Consider the following 15,972-nt stretch of genomic DNA (forward strand, 5'->3'; position numbering starts at 1 on the left):
CATCCATCCCTTTCTATACCTCAGAACAATAACTTTGATATTCTTTTTTAATAAAATTCTCTTCTACTTTTGAAACAGCTGTTGATAACTTAGTGTTTGGATCATTAAGTCCTCCTTTGTCTCCTTCGTCTCCATATTCAGCATATTTTCTTTCAGGACCTATTTTACCTTTTCTACAATTTATACCCTTATTTTCTATAAATTTATCCAAATGTATAAGCTTTTCATAACCTATAGGAAATTTTTTATCAGATATTTCCCCATCTGAAAAATACCCTGTATAACATTCCATAATTTTATTAAAATTAGAAAATGAAATTGTATTATATCCATGATAGCCACCTTTTCCTCCATCTCCACCTTGACCTGGTATACCATCTTGACCTACTTTCCCATCTTTTATTGTCATATCACAACTATTCATTAACCTATTTCTTTGCTCCTCTGAATCTGCAATGATGTAAATATTGCCTTTCTTACCAGCATTTCCACCTCTTCCAGCATTTCTGCCAGTTCCACCTTTCTCACCTTTTTTACCACTTATACCCTTTGAAAAGCGTACTAAAAAAAATGAGATATCATATGCAATATATCCTGCACATGCAATATATCCTGCATCAATTCCATTGCTTCCAGAATTTCCAGTTTCGCCTTTTTTACCATTTGCTCCTTTAGAACCACTTCCTCCATTTGCAATCAGTGTTAAACGATTATTTCTAATTTCTCCTTTAATATATAAATAAATATTACCTGCATCTTTACCATCCTCACCATTTTTCCCATATATGAAATCGTCTACTAATTCTCCATTCTTTCCACTTACATTAATCTTTACATTACTACTTACATCAAGATTATTACAAGCAATAATGACATTCTTTTCTGATACAAGGTCCATTTCAATATTATCATCCATATAAATGGTTTCTTTAGCAAAGAACATAAAAGTAGAAATATTTTCATCAATTTTTCTACTTTTTAAGTATTGCAATACACTGCTAATTACCAAATTTGGAGTCAATGCTCTTATTTCAATTCCTTTTTTATCTTTATTTAGAAGTGATTTTATTATAAATGGATTTAAAATAAATTTATGTACAAATTCATTATTAATTATCCATTTTGGAACCCATTTTGGAGCCAAGCGCTCTATTTCAATATCTTTCTTATCGTTAATCTTAATTTCATTTACTATAAATGGATTTAAAATGTATTTACTTATAAAATCTCTAATTATTTCATTTCCTTTTTCTCTATATTTACTTAAAATTGTTATACTTTCTCTTAAATCTTCACATTGTGTTACTGTAATATTTTTAAAAAGTGGCTCAAAATCATAACTACTATATATATAATTCTTTTCATTCTCAACATCTATTAGTTTTTCTCTGTTAGGTAATATAAATACCTGTCTTTGTACTTCATAAGAGGTTAAAATTTCTTCTAATTTCTTCTTTGTTATCACAAATTTTTGTTCCATTATTTTCTTACTTGTTTTTTCTATGATTAATTCCATATGTACAGAAGATAACAAAAACTTCTCATTTTCAGACTCTGTATATTTACTTAAGGCATCAATTATATCTAAATTTCCACTTATCTGATTTTGTAAGTTAATACAATTTTCTTTCAAGAACGATTTGTTTTCCTTAGTTAATACATTAATAAAACTGTCTACAGTAAAACTTTCTTTATTCTCCAACCAGTTTTTAAATACGCTTATGGTTTTATCATATTTAGATATTTCTTGAATCATTGTTATTCTTTCAATAACCTCGATAAAATCTTCTATATATGCCCTAACATAATCTTCTAAACTAGATAATATATTGCTTCGAATATCTTTTATCAATATATCTAAAACTAATTTTGCATCTGCGCTAATTGGATATTGGAATGCAGATGTTTTGTCTTTCACAGCTTCTAGCTCTAATATTTTCATTAACAAATATTCTCTTTTATCTGATGCAAGTGGATTACAAAGATGAATATTTTGTCCATTATCTTTTAGAAATTCTTCAAATAACCAAGCTTTTTCTTCTATATTATTTTCTAAATTTTCACATAATTGTTCATACTTTCTTTTAATAATATTGTATAATTGTTTTTCTGTTTTTCCTAAAAAGCTTTTTGAAATGAAAAAGGTTATACTATCTTTAAAATTTTCTCTATGAAGACACATATTAAGTTGTTGAAATAAGTCCATCAATTTTATAAGTCTAGAATCTAATATATCTGCTTCTGGTATTAATACAACTACTGCACATATAGATAAAGATCTTTCAAATACCTCTCTTAATGAAACTGCTGCACTAATATCATAAGTTACCCCTCTATTATCACTAAATCCTGCAGTATCACATAATTTTGCATTCATGCCTTCTACTGGTATTCTCATATCTACAACATTCGGATACAAAGTTTGAGAAACAGCTCCTGAACCAATTTCTGATACAGGATTTAAACATTCAACATAGGAAACACAAGTATCTTCATCTTCTACTTCCTTCATTACACATCCTGTAAGATAATTAATTGCAGTACTTTTCCCACAACCTGTACTACCAAGAATTAGAATTAAGTTTTGATCTTCAGCTTTATCTATTTCGTCTCTTCCTTTCTCTAATAAGACCTTTATTTCATTTAAAAGTTTATTGTTAATTTCTGGCATTTATTTATCTCCCTGATTATAGATTTTTATTTAAATAAAGTTTCATCACTTAAGTTAATAGTATTTTTATATCATAATTTTTTAAATGATTGTTTTTGATACTATTAAATACATCACTGTGATATGTAAAAATATTTTTAACTACTACAAAATATTCATTTTCTTTTTTACTATTTTCAGTTAAATCTTTTTTTAATAGTCCTAAATTTTGACCCTCCAGCAACAAAATACTCATACAAAAAATATATTTTATATATATTTTTATTAATATATTAGTACAAATTTTTATGACACTCAATCTTTTTGTATAACTAGTCAATGAACATGCATAATTGGTCGTTTAAAGTTCAAAATTGGGCAAAATTATGTAGAATAATATAATAAATTATTAAAAGATTTTGTCATAAATATAAAAAAATTATTATACAATATTTATTGTATTTCTTATCTAAAAAACAATCATTATTTCAAATAAAGTATAACCTCATGAAAAAGTTTTCCTCTGTAAAAAATTAATAATCAAGTAAACTATTATATTAATTGCTAAACTTACTAAAATACTAACTGAAACTCCTATCCCTAAATATGTGGAAGTTCAGTTAAAAGAATATATATTCTTAATATCTTCAATTCTTATACAGAAATAGTTCTATCCACATTTATTTTTAATGTATTTTATAAATTTTAAATACCTTTAAATATACATTATTTTGACTCAGTTAAACAATTTCATCCTCAGCAATATGAAAAATAGGTTATAATATAGATATTCACTATATTCTAGGAAATTTTATATAATTTATTCCTACAGCATGTGAATGCTTTTTGTGATGGTTTCAAGATATTATAAAATTACTTTATAATTGAAAAATAATTGAATACTATATAAATTAATTTCAAATAGAAAGGAAAAAAATTATGTACAGCAATATCAAAAATATTTTAAAAGAAAACCATATAACGTTTGAAGAATACAATCATGAACCTATTCTATCCTTTGAAAAGGCTAAAGAAGTAAAAGAAAGATTACAATATACTGGAGTAGAAAGCAAAAGTTTATTTATAAAAGACAAATCTAGAAACTACTATATATTTGTAGCAACAGAAGGAAAAAAACTAGATCCAAAGACTATAAAAAATATTTTAGGTGAAAAAGTATCTATATGTTCAAAAGAAGAATTAACACAAAAAACACAATGTTTGCCTGGATGTGTATCGCCTTTTGGGTATGAAGAAAATATATCTCTTGTAATAGATCAAGATATATTTAACTATGATAAAATAATCTTCTCTCCAGGAATACCAGAAAAGACATTTATTATTACATCTAATGGGTTTGAAAAAGTAATAAACAATATAAACAATGCAACTTATAAATATATATACTAATGAATTCTAATCATAATTGTAAACCAGAAAAATATAACAGTAGAAATCATGCTTAACTATAGTGTGAATAAATCATATTTAGTACAAAAATTTAAGTTCAGCTCCCTTTTTGGATTTTTATATGTTAATTTTTGTTACTTTCCCTTCAACAAGGAAGTGATTGAGATTATTTCCATTTCCCAAGATGCAATAGCTAACGAACAGTCAATATACATCAAGTTTGGACTTAGACTATCCATAGAGGGTCAACATGACAATAGCAAGTGGACTTTACTCTTTTCTTCTTCGTCCATTTCTTCTAATAAATCTGCACTTTTATTTTGCTGAGAAACAACTTAAATCAACGAATTTGTATTTTCTTTACTGAAGTTACTTCCAAAACAGTCTTCCAACATCATCTTGGTACGCTCTATAATCGCAATATCTGGTTGATGTCCCTCATCCTCCAAAGATATAAGTTTTTGAGTCACTGTATCATTAGTTGAAGACATCAAAGTAGCATCGCTTATATTTTCTTTAAACTTCTCAGCAAGATACACTTCATCAAATTCAACAGCCCCTGATGCCTTGATATCAATTAAATCAGTTTTTCTTAAATTCAAATCTGTCATAGAAAGTATCCTCCTTGTTTTTTTTAATTTTATTAAATTTATTACTTAAATTCAATAATTTGGAACAGATAACCTATTTAGCGGAATAAATAACAAATATTGAGTCAGACAAATACGATTTAAATCAGTTGCACACATCTCCTTATATATAAAAGCTTAGGTTTAATAAAATGAGAATATCCAAAGTGTGGAACATTACATGAGAGAAATATAAATGCAAGTATCAATCTAGTAAACTTAGCCATATGAATGGTAAATACAAGGGGTATTAACTACCCTATTCGCTTGGTAATACTGATAACAGTAGTTATCTTGACCAAACAGCCACCGTTTTAAATATTACCATAGGTAATTAATTGGATGGTAGTTCACTTGCAAAAACAGAGTAGTTTTAACTACTCTGTTTTCTACTTATAAAATATATGAAATCAACAAAATGATTTTAGTCTACTTATTAGATATTCTTCGCTCTCAATGCTTAAAGCTTTTAAATATATACAATAAGAGTTTTCATTTGTAAAAATTTCGATAATATTATCTTGTTTATTTACACCTACAATATCTTTAAAGTTGATATGATTTTTAGTATTTTTACCTCTAAAAATATATTTATTATCAATCAAAATATCATCATCAGTAATTGAAATATAAAGTTTATTTTTATACTTTATTAAAAATTTATATGTTTGTTCAAGATAAAAACCTGCAAGTAATAAGAATAGAAATGTTACCTTGAATGCACATATTATCGAAAATATTATTACAAGAATACTTGTAATATAAATTTGTTTGAAATAACCTCTATCGTAATAATTTATTAACATTGAAAACCACTCCTATAATTACCTTATTTACATACCACTTAGTTAATATAAAGTCCCAAATCAGAATCTGTATTTTCAACCATTTTAACTATTTTTTAATGTTGCACATTACATATTATACATTCATTATAGCATATTTTTGCCAAGTTTTCTTTTCAAAATTATTGACAATAAAACTTGGCATGATATAATAGAAATACCAAGTAAACTTTGCATTCAAAACGGAGGTGCTTTAAATGGACAAAGATGAAATTCTAAAAAAAAGCCGTCAATCAAATAATGATGAATGGCTCGAATATATTGAAAATAAATGGCGAAAAATAGGTTATTCAATTTTCGCTGGTGTATCTTTTTTCATCTTAATATTTGGCTTTTTCACTGGCCAAGAAAATGATGCAGTATTTGCTTTAGTTTGGACATTTGGGGCTGCTGAAAATACTGTAAAATACCAATTTACACGTGATAAAGGGAACTTAATTTTGGCTGTTGCTTCTTCGATTTTAACAATTCTTTCATTAATTAATTTTGTTTCAACATCATTGAGGTAAATATATGAATGATGAACTAATCTTAAAAAATCACTTAAAAGCAGCAAGAGCAGAGAAAAAGTTATCACAAACTCAATTAGCTGAAATGGTTGGAGTATCAAGAAATACTATAAGTTCAATAGAAACGGGTCAGTTTAATCCGACTGCAAAATTAGCACTTATTTTGTGTATTGCTCTAGATAAAAAGTTTGAAGATTTATTTTATTTTTAATCGCATTGATTTTGGATAAAGGAGATATAATGAATGAAAAAACCAAATGTTTATCTGGTTGGAGAATTTAGAATGAAAGATTTTGAAATTTTGAGACTTGTAAAAACAGGAGATTATTTTAATAAAACACTGGGTTTTTATGTATTAGAAGATTGCAAAAGAAAAGCAGAGTTAGAAGATTATCCATATTTAATTGATGTTTATAAGGATAATCCGAATGAATTTGATGCTGGATCAAATCTAATCAAAGTACATTTTATTTCAGAAAAAAGATTTAATAAGGATGAAAAAAACGTTATTGAACATGTTGGAATAAGTCTTGTAGAGTTTAAAAATAATGTTAGTACTTTATTTTATACTCATGAAAACAAAGAAATTAAAAAACTTTTAACTGTTTATGATGACAATCCGTTTAAATTATATAATGAACTATTACAAACTACAGAATTAAAACCAAATGTTTTAAACTTTAAGATTAGTTCATTACACAATTTATATCAAGAGTAAAAAAGCAGATATTTATTATCTGCTTTTTTACTCTTTTATTTAGGATATCTATTTATTTCCATTTAAAATCTTTTGTTTTATAATTTAACATTATTTATTTATAACAAACAATGAAATCTTTTCTGATGGCTTGTATCGTTTATAATGATGTTTTAATTATCATCTTAGAGTTTAAACATACCTATTCACAAATGCAATATTTAACTGCATCTCTATTTGCTAATTTAATACCCCATCCTTTATGAAGATAAAGATTGGAGTATGTATTTTACTATTTTTCAATAAGATATTTCTTTAAATTATTAACTTTTCATTAATAAGATTGAGTGATCTAATTAAATATAACTTTATATTATTAAATAAATTGTTTAATACATTTTATTGCCATTTTAAGGGAGTTTGCCCTTGTCATAAAGTAAATTATTGTATTTATTATTTGAAAGCATTACAGACGTTTTAAAACTCTTTAAAAAGCCCTTTCAAATTTATTTAATAAATAACTCTTTTATCTAAATTGTTTTTATAAATAATTAGAACTTAAATAGCATTTATACAAATTTAAAATTTACAAAAGAAAGATATTTTTATTTTTTATATAGACAGTACAGAATAGAAAAGTATTTGTGTTTTTTCTTTTACTATTCTATTCTATTTTAAAAACATTTTATTTATTTTATATTTTATTATTTTAGACGATTTGAACACATTGAAATTACTTATGTACAGAGGTCGAACGACGAGTGTTTGGGAATTTACGACGAGTATTTGGGAGTTTAACGACGAGTGTTTGGGAATTTACGACGAGTATTTGGGAATTTAACGACGAGTGTTTGGGAATTTAACAACGAGTATTTGGGAGTTTAACGACGAGTGTTTGGGAATTTAACAACGAGCATTTGGGAGTTTTTAATGACGAGTGTTTGGGAATTTATTAAACTAAGATAAAAGTGTAAAAACAAAAATATTTACATTTATAGAAAATATAAATCCTTTTAAAAGCTGCAAATTTCAATATTTTGACATATTTATATATAAAATTTTACCAATTAAATTCAATTGAATAATTTTAAAAAATATAGAAACGAGCATTTGGGAAACTAAAAACGAAAAACAATATATTTTTCGTGAAAAATAGGTTAATATATAACTGTAAGTAAAAACGTATTAATTGTTTTGTTAGAAACTAAAGAAGGAGGCATGTATTAAATTTTAGTTTAATACATTAAGATATATGGGTAATGTAAAAAGAGTCATTTATAATAAATACGATAAAAAAGAAATTTTTAAAGACTACAATAGTCTTGTAAAACACAATAATCTTATACAGGGAAAATATACTCTTTCTGCTTCTGAACAGAAATTTGTTTACAAGCTTTTTGAGATAATTCAAAAGAGGAATTATTCTTCAAGAGAGATCTCTTTCAAATTTGATACGATATACAAAGACTATAGTGGAATAGTAGATAAGAATATAACTAAACAGGAATTTAAAAATCTAATTGAAGGAATCCAAAACAATCAACCTAGGGTAATCATTGGAGATCAGTTTATAAGGACACAGTGGTACGCTATAAAAGGAGACTTAGATTACAATGAAATAACTTTAATAATAGATGAGCATATATTTAAATACATACAAGCCATAGAAGAAAATTTCACTAAATTAGATTTTGCTAGTATTTATTCCTTTACAACCTTTTTTGCAATGAGAATTTATGAGTTATTAAAACAGTGGAGTGGGACAAGACAAGGAATAGTATTTAAATTAGACTATTTTAAAGAACTTTTAGAAATTCAAGATAAATACAAGAGGTATTATGATCTTGATAAGTATGTATTGAAAAAGAGTACAGAACAAATTAATGAAAAATCAGATATATTTGTTGAGTACAAACCAATCCGTAAGGGTAGAAGTGTTGAATCAATAGAGTTCACCATAAGAGAGAAAAAGGAAAATATAGAAAGTTCTTATAAAGATAAAAAAGATGCTATCGAAGATAAACATGAAAATAAAAATATAAACTTAAATAAAAAAGAGTTTTTTATACCAGAAGAAATATCTTTGAGTGATAAACTGAAAAATCTATTTAAGTTAGAATTTGGAGAATACGATTTTAGTGAGCCAAAGTATTATAAGCTTTTACTAGAAGCAGAAGAAATTACTTTGAAAAAGGATAATTCTTCTAAAATAGTTCCAACAAATTATGAGTTATTTTCTTCAGTATTAAGAAATAAAATATCTTATTTAAAAGTGAGAGAAGAAGTCATTGATATAGAACTAATTGAAATAAGTTTAACGGAAGAACAACTAGAAGAAATGCAAATGCTTGATATGAGTCCTGTTACTTTTCTTGAGAGGATAATAAAACCAGATAAGAAAAAATACGAGGTATTTAAAGCTATCTATGAAAAATGTAAAGAAGAAAAAGATAGAATAACTTTTTAAATAAGTTATATTTTAATTTATATATTAAGTTATATAATAAAATAAAAAGAAAATTAATATATAAGTTATTAATTCTTATTAAAATAAAGTTAATTGATTACCATATTATGGTGTAATTAGTCTTAGCAAGAGAAAAAATATATTCTAAAAAAGAGTGGAGTCTGTACAACAAAAGATATCCTCCCAACAATGTTGAAGGGAGGTGGCTAAGTATGGATAACTTTTTACTAAACATATTGGCTGCTGTTATAGCTAGTCTAATATTCTATTTAATTTGCAAATTATTTAGACATGTAAAAAGCCACTCCGGCAAGAGTGGCTGGGAACTCGATTTAAAAATCAAGTTCAAAAAGTTCAAATAATTTTTTATTTTAAATTACGAACTCCATTCTGTCGCTAAATAGAATATAGTTCTCTTGCTTTTATTATAACATAAAAACTTAAGTTTGATACAATTTTATATTGAATTGGTCAAAACACCTGTTCCAAAGTTACTAATAATAAATATATTCTATTGTATTAAAATAATAATAGTAAAAATATTTGGAAAATTGAGATAAAAAATAGAAATAAATCTTTTCAATGATATAATACAGATACTTATTCGAAGGAGGGATTGATATGGTAAAAAAACTTTTTATAGGTATTTTTATAGTTTTAATATTTTTTGCAATTCTTATATTTAATAAAACTAAAACAAATGATGAAAATATTTTTATTGGAGAATCTAAGCATTGGACAGCTAAGTTTGTAACTACTGAAGAACGATCAGAATTAGAAATAAAATATAAAGATAGTAAAAAAGCATTTGACCAAAAATTTGATTATTCATATGAGTTTATAGATGGTAAAGATGCAGTGGTAATTTTAAAAGATGAAGTTTTAGAAGCAGGTCAAGAAAAAGCAATAAAAATAGAAAGACCAGGTCTTTATTCAAATAGGGAATCTAGCTATAAAGTAATTATATATTGGAATGGAAATGAAGAAAGTATAAATTTAAAGAAAAAATAGTAGTTAACTTTAAAAATAATTTATAATAAAATTTATATAACAAAATAAAAAATAACTTATATAATAAGTTATTTTTTATTTTGTTATATAATACTAATTAAATTCTGAGTCATATTAGAATCAATTTTAGCAATAAGAAATAAAATCTCTATAATGGAATTTATGTAAAAATATTGTTGCTTGGAAGGAAAAATAATTACTTTAAAAAAGATTAACTATGTCTAGAGGATATTTTCTTTTTAACTAAGAAACTTCCAATACCCAACATATTATATACTATTAATAAATCTATACAATTTCCCGTATTATATAATAAATTTATAGGTACTATAAATGTTATAGATGATAAAGTGAACCCTATAAGTAATTCATTTTTAGAATTCGAATACATTACCCCTTGTATAATAAAGATGATTGGAAATAGTAAAAACAGTCCAACTAATATGTTTTTTTCGGCTCTACCCCATAGAGTTATTGCAAGTATTATCATACTTGGTAATATTATAGACAGTATTTTTTTCATAAAATGCCCCCTTTTTTTATTATACAATTCATAATGTATAACTAGGAACTTTCTTATATCGTAAATATGAATAAATAATTTGCCAACTAAATACTATATATTTTTATATACATTTCTATGTATTTTATTTTTATCCAATCTATCTATGAATTCATTTTTTTCTTCACTGTACCCTATAGATATAAGAGCATATGGTACTAGTTTTGTTGGTAAATCTAAAATTTGTCTAACTTTATTCACCACTTTATTTTTAGGAAACACTCCTGCCCAGCAAGCAGCTAGATCTTGATTAGTAGCTTCTAATAATAAGTTTTGTGTACAAGCACCTAGGTCTTGCATCCATTTACCAGGTTTTAAGAATTTCTCTCTATTTCCAAGTACTACTATACATAGTGGTGCGAATTCTATATGCTTTGCTCTATGTTGGGATTTTGATAGTTCTTTTAGTAGTTCTTTATCATCTACTATAATAAATTCCCATGGTTGAGCGTTTTTTGATGAAGGTGCTTGCATAGCCGATTTTAGTATTTCAATTATTTTATCTTCTTCTACGTTTTTATCGATATATGTTCTTATTGAACGTCTATTTTTTATAACTTCTAACATAGAGATTCTCCTTTGAATAAAATTGTTTATACTTATATAATATCATTATTTTAAACTTCATTTATAACTTATATAAAAAATAAACTAGCTTTTAGCAAGTAAAGAATAAATTATAAATTTCAAGAAGAAATAATGATAAAAGAAGATATTAGAAATTTAAAGTTGTAGATGAAAAAATAAAATAACATTTAATATATAACTGATTAATCATTATTAAAATAAAGTTAATTAATAACCACATTATGGTATAATTAATTCTAGCAAGAAGAATAAAATATACAATCTATAGAGTGGAGTTCATACGAACAAGAGATATAGCCTCCAAAAGAAAGGAGGTGTTGGTATGAATGAATTTTTACTTAATGTAATTGCGGGTGTAATTGCTAGTTGGATATTTTGCTTAATTAGTAAAATATTTGCAAAAGTAAAAAGCCACTCAAATGGCCGTATGAGTGGCTGGGAATTTAACATAGAAGTTAAATTCCATAAAAAACAAAAGTAATTTTCTAATTATGAACTCCACTCTACTGCGAAATAGATTGTAGTTCTTCTTGCTTTTTATTATACCACAAAGTTAATAATAAGATACAATTTTATGTCATTTCTAATCTAAAAATTTAGTTTAAATAATTATCATAATATTTAATTTTATTTATATTCATTTTGTAATATTTTAATTTAAAATATCTTAAGCTTGAAGAAAATAACTAAATGCCCAAGAACTTCCACACCTTTTTAATATACAACTCACACCAGTCTCTATAAATATTCAATTGGATACTAGCTAGAAGGGAAACTGTATAAAAAGGAATTTGAACTTTTAAATTGATTTTGAATAATTCCTCTTTCTCTATTATTTCTATTCTTAACTTTATTTAATTTGACCTAAGGTGGTATTTTTCTTTTTCTTTAAAATATTTTAGTATCTATTTTATAAAAAAATCATATATAAGTGTCCAGAAATAGATTCTCCAAACGTTATATGTGTAAATAAAAATATTAAGGAAAATGGAGATATAGAATATTTAACTGAAAAAGAATCTGGCAACATGTACATTGCAACAGATTCTGAAAATAATAATTATTATATAGAAAAAGAAGATAATGTAATTGAAGTTAAAGATGAAAATAATAAAGTAATTGATACTATAGATCTTATGGATAGATCAAATAATAATATTGAAGTTAATAAACCTAGTACTAAGGCAACTGCTTGGAAATATGTAGGTACTAGTAAAAGTAGTATAAATTCTGATGTTGGTAAAGTAAGTTTATTGGTAGGTGTTATAGCTTCTGTAGCAGGTCTTAAGCCAGCAGAAAGTGTTGTAGTAACTATTGCTTCTTATGCAATATCTAATAAAATAAAAAATTTATGGTACATAAAGAAAACATATAAAAGAACTTATGATGTAGGAGGAGTTGCTGGTATAGGAAAAGAAATGAAATTAGTTACTAGTTTTTATAAAGTATCAAATTATACAGGTCTTATAAAAACAACAACATCTATAACAAAGTATTAAAAAATATGGGATAATAGTGTGGTGATAATATGGAAAAGATGCTAAACAGAAAACATTTAAATTTAATATGTTTTGTACTAATATCATTTGTGCTGGGATATTTTAGTATAAATATATTATTGAAATATATGCCTGTAATTATAATTTCACTGATAGTATTGTATATATGTTACAAAAAAGCTAATAAGAAAAGTAAAATCACAAAAATATTGGTAAAAATATTCAATATATCTGGTATATTCTTTTTATTTTTTCTAAGCGAAAATAATAAATTTTTTTTAATATGTTCTTGGTTTTTATTTTCTTTATCACTACTATTGGATGATGTAGAAAACTAATAATCATAAAAGAAAAGAGTTTTGTTTGATAACTCTTTTCTTTTTTTGTTATTAATAATAAGAATTTGTATATCTTTTAAATAAAATTATTTATAGTAATGTAATGTCATTATTTTGAATTTAATAGATAACTTATATTAAAAAATAAACTAGTTTTTAGTAGGTGCTATAAAAAAATAAGCATCTTTTTTTATGGTATAATAAAACTTATTTTAAAATTTATAAAATAAAATTAAAAATAAATTATTTAATAAGTTATAAATGAAATTTCAGAAAAATTAATACAAAGTATTTTCTCCATGATGCAGTAATATCAATATTCTATTTAAATAGAGTTATATTCATATTATATGTTATAATTAGATTTTAAAGTATTAATTCAGAACTTTTGTATTGGAGGAATTCTAAATGTTAGTTTATTTGGCAATGCTTGAACTTGAAGAAGACAAAATAAAGTTTGAGAAGATATATGAAAAGTATAAACAGATAATGTTTTATGTGGCTAATAAAATACTAAAAGATGAGCACTTAGCTGAGGATGCAGTACATAATGCTTTTTTAAGAATAATTAAAAATATAGATAAAATTGATGAAGTAGATAGTCCAAGAACCAAGGCTTTTATCGTTATAATAGTAGAAAGGATTGCTATAGACTTTTACAGAAAAAGAAAAAGAGAAAAGGTATCTGATATTGAGGAAGAATATAAAAATAGAGAGATAAATTTTTCTATAGAGGATGAAGTATGTGAAAGTAATTTAACTATAGCTCTTGCAAAACTTAATGAAAATTACTTTCAAGTACTTTCTTTAAAGTTTCAATATGGTTTCTCAAATAAAGAAATAGCCAATGTATTAAATTTAGGAGAGGAGAATGTATATAAAAGGATTCAGCGTGCTAGAAAAAAACTAAAAGAAATATTAAAAGAAATGGAGGTTGGAAATATTGAGTAATAAAAAAGATAGTTTTGATATTACAGATGATATGCTTAAAGAAAGCATCCCAATCGCTACAAAAATTATTCTTGACGACCTTCCTTCAGATGATGAATTAAATCATGTTTTTTCAAAAGATTTTGAACGAAAAATGAAAAGACTTGTTAGGCAGCAAAAAAGAAGCAGTTTTACAAATAAAGTTATTTTCTATTCAAAACGAACAGCAATTGTATTTTTAATAATATTGGCTGGTTTGTTCACTGTTACTATGAGTAGTGAGGCATTACGTTTACGTTTCTTTGAATTGGTAATAAGAGTATATGAAGATTTAACTTCTTTTGTATTTTCAAATGAAGAAAATATTGAAAGCAAAAGCCTTAAGATTAAAGAACCAGAATACATTCCAGAAGGATTCAAAGAAGTAGACAGGGTTGATAATTTTATGATTGCATATGAAAATGATAAAAATATAAGGATAGAATATACAAGTACTGAAATTGATACGAATTCTATTATATTAGATACAGAAAATGCAAAAGTTAAAGATATATTTATAAATGGCTATAAGGCAAAATATATAGAAAAAGAAACTTTTTTACAGATATTTTGGAATGATAACAACTTTATATATCTGCTAAATGTAGATTATCAAAATAATAAGGATTTAGAGTTATATAAAAACATTTTATTAAAAATGGCTAAAAGCATAAAGTAATTTCTTAAGTGTCCAAAAACCATCTCTTTATTCGTTATATAGTTGCTGTTATAGAAATACATGAGAAGAAAAGAGGTGGTTTTTATAGTTTTAAAACCTATATTTACTTTGATATTAAAAAGGCTACAAATTAAATATAATATATCTTAGATATAATGTATTTATAATGGAAATGAAACTTGAAAAATTAGGTATAGAAATATGAAATTAGATTTGTGTTTATGTATGGGAGTCTATTTATTAGTAAAACCTAATCTCATTTAAGTTTTTATGATTTGATAATATAAGTAAAGTGATATAATTACAAATTTATATATGTTTATTGGGGGATAGTTACAATATATAGTATTCTAGATATTTATAGCTATGAATATCTATTTTAGAATTATAATAAAAGTTTTATATAAGTGTCCAGAAATCACTTCTTTATTCGTTATATATTAAAGTAAAAAACAAATGAAGAGGTGATTTTATGGTTCTAAAAAAAATGATTATAAGTAGTATGTGTGCTTTAGCGTGTTCATCAGCAATTGCAATGCCTATATTTGCTGATGAATATAAAGATAAAGATATTGAACAATATTCAGCTGTAAACTATATAGATGATACCATGGTAAAAATGTCTTATATTAAGTCTGGTATTTGCACTTTAAATATTTCAGGCAGTACAGCTAAAGTAATATGTTCTGTTAGAGGAGCATCAAATGTGACAAGTACATCAATTGTTGCTAGGTTACAGAAAAGTAATGATAATGGAAAAACATGGTCAACAATTCAAACTTGGAATGCTTCAGGAAGTATTTCATGTTCTCTTTCTAAATCAAAAACTATAGGAAGAGGATATTACAGAATTCATTCTACAATAAAGGCTAACTCTGAAAGTAAAAATATAATAAGTAGTAAAAAAAGATATTAAAAAAATATATTGCACATATAAGATGAGGTGACTATAAATAATATATTTTGAATGGCCAACTATATTAATTCAATTTGCTAATGTTTTATTATTAATAATAATACTTATACTTGTAATTGATATTTTTAGAAAGGAATAAATTTAGAGTAATTTTACATATAGCACAAATATAAAAGGAATAGATAATATCTATTCCTTTTATA

Annotated in this window: 17 protein-coding genes; 12 read left to right on the forward strand and 5 right to left on the reverse strand. The window is 24.8% G+C overall.

The annotated features are described in order from the left end of the window. Positions 1–13: 13 nt before the first annotated feature. The gene (locus KGF50_RS02875; protein ID WP_227846733.1) at positions 14–2,671 is read right to left on the reverse strand and encodes a GTPase; all 2,658 of its coding nucleotides are present in this window, start codon (positions 2,669–2,671) and stop codon (positions 14–16) included. Between the two features lie 918 nt (positions 2,672–3,589). On the opposite strand from KGF50_RS02875, the gene KGF50_RS02880 reads away from it, so the two are divergent. Further along, a complete protein-coding gene (locus KGF50_RS02880; RefSeq protein ID WP_227846734.1) occupies positions 3,590–4,060 on the forward strand; it encodes a YbaK/EbsC family protein in 471 nt (156 codons plus the stop codon). 335 nt (positions 4,061–4,395) lie between these two features. Here KGF50_RS02880 and KGF50_RS02885 read toward each other — a convergent pair whose 3' ends face one another. Together KGF50_RS02885 and KGF50_RS02890 are read right to left on the reverse strand one after the other, a co-directional pair. Continuing rightward, complete coding sequence (locus KGF50_RS02885; protein WP_227846735.1) at positions 4,396–4,671, reverse strand: hypothetical protein; 276 nt, start codon at positions 4,669–4,671, stop codon at positions 4,396–4,398. A 428-nt stretch (positions 4,672–5,099) separates the two neighbouring features. Next, positions 5,100–5,495 carry a hypothetical protein gene (locus KGF50_RS02890; protein WP_227846736.1) on the reverse strand — a complete coding sequence of 132 codons (396 nt, stop codon included), beginning with the start codon at positions 5,493–5,495 and terminating at the stop codon, positions 5,100–5,102. A 236-nt stretch (positions 5,496–5,731) separates the two neighbouring features. On the opposite strand from KGF50_RS02890, the gene KGF50_RS02895 reads away from it, so the two are divergent. The 6 genes from KGF50_RS02895 (at position 5,732) to KGF50_RS02915 (ending at position 10,218) form a co-directional block, all read left to right on the forward strand. Beyond that, positions 5,732–6,043 carry a DUF6442 family protein gene (locus KGF50_RS02895; protein ID WP_227846737.1) on the forward strand — a complete coding sequence of 104 codons (312 nt, stop codon included), beginning with the start codon at positions 5,732–5,734 and terminating at the stop codon, positions 6,041–6,043. 4 nt (positions 6,044–6,047) lie between these two features. Then, positions 6,048–6,254 (forward strand): helix-turn-helix transcriptional regulator, encoded by a 207-nt coding sequence (locus tag KGF50_RS02900; protein ID WP_038812036.1) that lies wholly within the window; start codon positions 6,048–6,050, stop codon positions 6,252–6,254. Between the two features lie 33 nt (positions 6,255–6,287). Beyond that, positions 6,288–6,761 (forward strand): hypothetical protein, encoded by a 474-nt coding sequence (locus KGF50_RS02905; RefSeq protein ID WP_227846738.1) that lies wholly within the window; start codon positions 6,288–6,290, stop codon positions 6,759–6,761. Between the two features lie 1,231 nt (positions 6,762–7,992). After that, positions 7,993–9,207: a replication initiation protein gene (locus KGF50_RS02910; protein WP_227846739.1), complete on the forward strand. Its 1,215-nt coding sequence runs from the start codon at positions 7,993–7,995 to the stop codon at positions 9,205–9,207. A gap of 212 nt (positions 9,208–9,419) precedes the next feature. Continuing rightward, positions 9,420–9,569, forward strand: coding sequence for a type I toxin-antitoxin system toxin (locus KGF50_RS22515; protein ID WP_413926777.1), 150 nt, complete (start codon positions 9,420–9,422; stop codon positions 9,567–9,569). Positions 9,570–9,828: 259 nt separating this feature from the next. Then, positions 9,829–10,218, forward strand: coding sequence for a hypothetical protein (locus KGF50_RS02915; RefSeq protein WP_227846740.1), 390 nt, complete (start codon positions 9,829–9,831; stop codon positions 10,216–10,218). A gap of 211 nt (positions 10,219–10,429) precedes the next feature. On the opposite strand, the gene KGF50_RS02920 is transcribed toward KGF50_RS02915, so the two are convergent. Next, positions 10,430–10,741, reverse strand: coding sequence for a hypothetical protein (locus tag KGF50_RS02920; RefSeq protein WP_227846741.1), 312 nt, complete (start codon positions 10,739–10,741; stop codon positions 10,430–10,432). 93 nt (positions 10,742–10,834) lie between these two features. Beyond that, entirely contained in the window at positions 10,835–11,347 is a 513-nt protein-coding gene (locus KGF50_RS02925; protein WP_227846742.1) for a nitroreductase family protein, read from the reverse strand. 343 nt (positions 11,348–11,690) lie between these two features. On the opposite strand from KGF50_RS02925, the gene KGF50_RS02930 reads away from it, so the two are divergent. The 5 genes from KGF50_RS02930 (at position 11,691) to KGF50_RS02950 (ending at position 15,769) form a co-directional block, all read left to right on the forward strand. Beyond that, complete coding sequence (locus KGF50_RS02930; protein WP_227846743.1) at positions 11,691–11,849, forward strand: type I toxin-antitoxin system toxin; 159 nt, start codon at positions 11,691–11,693, stop codon at positions 11,847–11,849. Between the two features lie 547 nt (positions 11,850–12,396). Further along, the gene (locus KGF50_RS02935; RefSeq protein WP_227846744.1) at positions 12,397–12,867 is read left to right on the forward strand and encodes a hypothetical protein; all 471 of its coding nucleotides are present in this window, start codon (positions 12,397–12,399) and stop codon (positions 12,865–12,867) included. Positions 12,868–13,613: 746 nt separating this feature from the next. Beyond that, positions 13,614–14,156: a sigma-70 family RNA polymerase sigma factor gene (locus tag KGF50_RS02940; protein ID WP_227846745.1), complete on the forward strand. Its 543-nt coding sequence runs from the start codon at positions 13,614–13,616 to the stop codon at positions 14,154–14,156. Then, on the forward strand, positions 14,149–14,853 hold the full coding sequence (locus tag KGF50_RS02945) for a DUF4367 domain-containing protein (RefSeq protein WP_227846746.1): 705 nt from the start codon (positions 14,149–14,151) through the stop codon (positions 14,851–14,853). Before KGF50_RS02940 ends, KGF50_RS02945 begins: the two co-directional genes overlap by 8 nt. A gap of 472 nt (positions 14,854–15,325) precedes the next feature. Further along, positions 15,326–15,769, forward strand: coding sequence for a hypothetical protein (locus KGF50_RS02950; protein ID WP_227846747.1), 444 nt, complete (start codon positions 15,326–15,328; stop codon positions 15,767–15,769). Positions 15,770–15,972 lie beyond the last annotated feature (203 nt).

Origin of the sequence: Clostridioides sp. ZZV15-6598 (assembly GCF_020657705.1) — a bacterium.
GTDB classification, from domain to species: Bacteria; Bacillota; Clostridia; order Peptostreptococcales; family Peptostreptococcaceae; genus Clostridioides; species Clostridioides difficile_F.

Coding starts and splice junctions, on each gene's coding strand:
- KGF50_RS02920 (WP_227846741.1), bottom strand. CDS start 10,741: ATGAAAAAAATACTGTCTATAATATTACCAAGTATGATAATACTTGCA.
- KGF50_RS02925 (WP_227846742.1), bottom strand. CDS start 11,347: ATGTTAGAAGTTATAAAAAATAGACGTTCAATAAGAACATATATCGAT.
- KGF50_RS02940 (WP_227846745.1), top strand. CDS start 13,614: ATGTTAGTTTATTTGGCAATGCTTGAACTTGAAGAAGACAAAATAAAG.
- KGF50_RS02880 (WP_227846734.1), top strand. CDS start 3,590: ATGTACAGCAATATCAAAAATATTTTAAAAGAAAACCATATAACGTTT.
- KGF50_RS02935 (WP_227846744.1), top strand. CDS start 12,397: ATGTACATTGCAACAGATTCTGAAAATAATAATTATTATATAGAAAAA.
- KGF50_RS02930 (WP_227846743.1), top strand. CDS start 11,691: ATGAATGAATTTTTACTTAATGTAATTGCGGGTGTAATTGCTAGTTGG.
- KGF50_RS22515 (WP_413926777.1), top strand. CDS start 9,420: ATGGATAACTTTTTACTAAACATATTGGCTGCTGTTATAGCTAGTCTA.
- KGF50_RS02910 (WP_227846739.1), top strand. CDS start 7,993: ATGGGTAATGTAAAAAGAGTCATTTATAATAAATACGATAAAAAAGAA.
- KGF50_RS02900 (WP_038812036.1), top strand. CDS start 6,048: ATGAATGATGAACTAATCTTAAAAAATCACTTAAAAGCAGCAAGAGCA.
- KGF50_RS02885 (WP_227846735.1), bottom strand. CDS start 4,671: ATGACAGATTTGAATTTAAGAAAAACTGATTTAATTGATATCAAGGCA.
- KGF50_RS02905 (WP_227846738.1), top strand. CDS start 6,288: ATGAAAAAACCAAATGTTTATCTGGTTGGAGAATTTAGAATGAAAGAT.
- KGF50_RS02950 (WP_227846747.1), top strand. CDS start 15,326: ATGGTTCTAAAAAAAATGATTATAAGTAGTATGTGTGCTTTAGCGTGT.
- KGF50_RS02875 (WP_227846733.1), bottom strand. CDS start 2,671: ATGCCAGAAATTAACAATAAACTTTTAAATGAAATAAAGGTCTTATTA.
- KGF50_RS02890 (WP_227846736.1), bottom strand. CDS start 5,495: ATGTTAATAAATTATTACGATAGAGGTTATTTCAAACAAATTTATATT.
- KGF50_RS02895 (WP_227846737.1), top strand. CDS start 5,732: ATGGACAAAGATGAAATTCTAAAAAAAAGCCGTCAATCAAATAATGAT.
- KGF50_RS02915 (WP_227846740.1), top strand. CDS start 9,829: ATGGTAAAAAAACTTTTTATAGGTATTTTTATAGTTTTAATATTTTTT.